This is a genomic window from Streptomyces altiplanensis (genome assembly GCF_053591575.1).
In genome coordinates this window covers 1-3,449 of record NZ_JBSFUB010000205.1, presented here as the reverse complement: position 1 = coordinate 3,449, position 3,449 = coordinate 1, and the positions used below count along the sequence as shown (strand labels likewise).

The window sequence follows — 3,449 nt, the reverse complement described above, 5'->3', positions numbered from 1 at the left end:
TACTCATATTGCTCTTCGTGCTCACTACTTGTGACTGCTTCCTCCAGGACCATCTGTCCCAGTATCAAGCCGTCCAGCTCGCGGGGGGAACCTCAGTCACCTTCATCGGCTCAGGCAGCTTTGGCGTGATGACGACCAGCTGTCGAAGGAGGTGAGAGATGCGCTGTACAGGGAGCGGATGCCTGAGGTGACGGAGGTTTCTGACGTCCCGGCATACGACGACAACGCCATGCAGCGGATCATGGTCGCCCTGCGGCATGACATTCGGGTGGCGCGGGATCGTATCCGGGCCGGCCAGGATCTCCTGGCCCGCTTCCGAGCCGGGCAGATCGGATCCGGGCATCCGGACCACAAGCTCGGCATGTTGCTGGACGTCTTTGAGCGCACGGGCGATCTTCCACGCGCGCCTGGAGGTGCCATGGTGAGGGTGGTGTGGACGCTGGGGGGATCCCAGGAGATTACTCGGCGGTTGTGCCTGACCTCGCGGGAGTTGACGGCGTTCTGCCTGTTGTTGACGGCATTGACCGCGGAGAACTTTGGCACGGTGGCTTCCTGGCCCGCTGCGCATCACCGGCCGGCTGGCGGAGTCGAGGGAGTTCCCCAGGTCGCGCTGATCGAGGCATCCAAGCCCCGGCGTGGCCCGGAGCGCGAGCACATGGTGACACCCGTGGAAGATGTGCCGGAAGGACTGGCCGTTCTGCTGGTCGCCGATGATCCAGAGCCCCGGCTGTTTCGTTCACCGCTGCGGGTCTATCAGCTGCTGCTGGAGCTGACTCAGCTCGCCAGGCGCCACGGCGGCCACGGCTCGGCCTTCGCCGGCTTCCGGTCACAAATATCCGGAGTGAAACGCTGGACGCGTGGGGCCGACGCCAAGAACATCGCCCGCTGGTCCGTTCAGCACGGATTTCCTACCCAGGAGCCCACGAAGGACGGGGTCGAGCCGGTGGAGGCCAGGCGGTTGCGGCAGACCGGCATCGAGCGCAAGCGGCGCCCAGTGGCGCACACCCGGGCCACCATGAACGACCACTACCTCGCCTGCAGCGAGGACGTCGCCATTCAGTCCCGCGTCGTCGTCGCGGACGCACTGCGCTCCCAAGTAGCCGCTGCCCGCAAGCGACGCAGTATCGCCGTGCTGCCGGCCACGCTGGTTGCCCGGGCGGCCTCCGATCTGGAGGGCGCCGCCCGGGACGCCGACCTGGATCCTGCGGTCCTTCAACGCCTGGTCTCAGGTGAACAGGACACCGTGCTGACTGGGTGTACCGACCACCTCAACAGCCCGGGAGCCCCTCCGGGTGAACCCTGCGCAGAATCGTTCCTGGCCTGCCTGGGATGCGAGAACGCCCGCGCCCTGCCCCACCAACTCCCCCTGCAAATAGCAGCCCTGGACCAAATGAGCATCCTGAAGGTTCACACCGACGCGGCGACGTGGAACGCGAGACATGCGGTACACCACGAGCGACTCGAGGACCTGGTGAGCCAGTACCACCAATCCGAGCAGGACCAGGCACGCCGGCGGCTCACCGGACGCCAGTCGGAAATGATCAACGACCTGATGGCCGGACGGATGGACCTGCGATGACCACGGCCAATGACGCTGCCGCTACCTTGCCGTCGCTACTGAGCGAGCTCGCGGACAGGGCAGTTCTCCATACCCGGTCTCTGCGGCACGGAACCGACCGCGCGGCACTGTCGCGGGTCGGGGATCCCGCATGGTCGCTGGCGGAAGCCCAGCCGGACCAGCACATCCAACCGATCACACTCCATTGGTCGACGTACCCGATCCTGCTGCAAAGCGACTTCAAAGTCTTCACCCTGGCGACCCTCGACAGCCCATACCCGCCCATCCTGAGCAGGCTCACGGGGATCGACCAGGCGAGCATCTCCACGGTGCACCTGTGGTTCAAGCGACTTCGCGTCTTTGCGACCTGGCTGCGGCATGGCGGCATCGATCGGCTCTACGAAGTGAACGATCGCGATCTCGACCTGTATCTGGACCATGTCCTGTCCGTACAGGCCAGCACGAGCACGCGCCGTTCACTCCTCAACGCCGTGCGGGCCGTGTGGGCCTATGCGCCGCGTTTGCCTCCGGAATGCCGAATGTCCGTCACGGAACCGTGGCAGGGGTGCACTCCGGGCGAGCTCGCGGAGGACATCCAGACCGGCCGCGGCAACAAGACCGCGAGGATCGCGGCGGACACGATGATCCCCCTCCTGGACTGGGCCCTGCGGATCGTCGAAGACATCGGCCCCGATGTCCGCGACGCCTGGCGAGAGTTCCGTCAGCTGTACACCGGAACCCATCCCGGGCAGAGACGGTTCGCCGGGCTGCCGCACACCGAACGCATGAACCTCTTCCTCCGGGATGCGCACCGCGCAGGCGTCGCACTGCCAGGTGACCCCGAGAACCCCGGTGCGATCGACTTCAAGTACCTGGCCTGTCTCCTCGGGCTTCCCGCGCTGTCCAATTCCCTCTCCCGCGGTCCCCGTTCGATTGCCGAAGCCTCCGAGGTTCCGGTGGCCCGGGACTTCTTCATCGGCAGTGTCACTGGCCGGGTCGACGGGCGCCCGTGGAGGGACAAGCCGATCACCGCGTCCGAACTGCCAGACCTCGTCTGGGTGGTGACGGCAGCATGCTTCGTCATCGTGTCTTATTTGTCGAGTATGCGCCCCGGGGAAGTGGCCAATCTCCGCCGCGGCTGCCGTGCGGAGGATCCCGATTCCGGTGAATTGCTGCTTCTCGGGCACCGCGGCAAAGGCCACGACCGCACCGCGGCGGAGTCACGCGGGCCGGCCAGCCGCCCCTGGGCCGTCGTCCGCCCCGTACATCAGGCCATCGACCTGCTGGAGACGCTCCACGAAACCGACCTGCTCTTCCCGACCCGCCTGCCCGGCACCGGTGGCCGCAAGAGCCGAATGGGCGCCCTCACGTGGGGCTCCAGCAAGACCAAGCGTGAGCTGCAGCGGCTCCAGGACTGGGTGAACTCCACCTTCACCCCCGCCGATGGCGGCGTTGCGATCCCCCCAGACCCGATTAAGCACCTGCACGCGTCGCGCTTCCGTCGCACCCTCGCCTACTTCATCGTGCGCCGCCCCCGCGGCCTCATCGCCGCCGCCCTGCAGTACGGCCATCTCAAAACGAAGGTCACTCTGAATTACGCCGCCCAAGGCGACGATTCCTGGCTGGATGACGTCGCGGTGGAGCGACTGGAGATGGTCCTCGAGCAGTCCGAGGACGACTGGACCCGTCTGGATGAGGACAACGAGCACGTCAGCGGGCCGGCAGCAGCCGAGTACCGACGCCGTTCTGCAGGCGCCGCGGCCTTCCTCGGCCGCACCGTACGCGCGCAGGCCAGCGTTACTGACTTCGGCTTGTCAGGGTGAGGGTGGTGTGTCGAGGGTCAGGCCGGTTCCGGCTATGAAGCCGTCGAGTGTGTGGGGCCGGTACTGGA

General features: G+C 66.5%; 2 protein-coding genes and 1 pseudogene. 2 read left to right on the top strand and 1 reads right to left on the bottom strand.

The features are described 5' to 3' along the window. Positions 1–178 precede the first annotated feature (178 nt). Positions 179–1,579 (top strand): hypothetical protein, encoded by a 1,401-nt coding sequence (locus tag ACWD0Y_RS36375; RefSeq protein ID WP_450264531.1) that lies wholly within the window; start codon positions 179–181, stop codon positions 1,577–1,579. Continuing rightward, complete coding sequence (locus ACWD0Y_RS36370; RefSeq protein WP_450264530.1) at positions 1,576–3,381, top strand: site-specific integrase; 1,806 nt, start codon at positions 1,576–1,578, stop codon at positions 3,379–3,381. The genes ACWD0Y_RS36375 and ACWD0Y_RS36370 overlap by 4 nt, the downstream gene beginning before the upstream one ends. Here ACWD0Y_RS36370 and ACWD0Y_RS36365 read toward each other — a convergent pair. Next, positions 3,373–3,449: pseudogene (locus ACWD0Y_RS36365) on the bottom strand (transposase); the annotation flags it as partial. The gene ACWD0Y_RS36370 and the pseudogene ACWD0Y_RS36365 overlap by 9 nt on opposite strands.

What these genes read in the sequence shown, in the direction of transcription:
- ACWD0Y_RS36375 (WP_450264531.1), top strand. Translation starts at nt 179, where the DNA reads ATGCCTGAGGTGACGGAGGTTTCTGACGTCCCGGCATACGACGACAAC.
- ACWD0Y_RS36370 (WP_450264530.1), top strand. Translation starts at nt 1,576, where the DNA reads ATGACCACGGCCAATGACGCTGCCGCTACCTTGCCGTCGCTACTGAGC.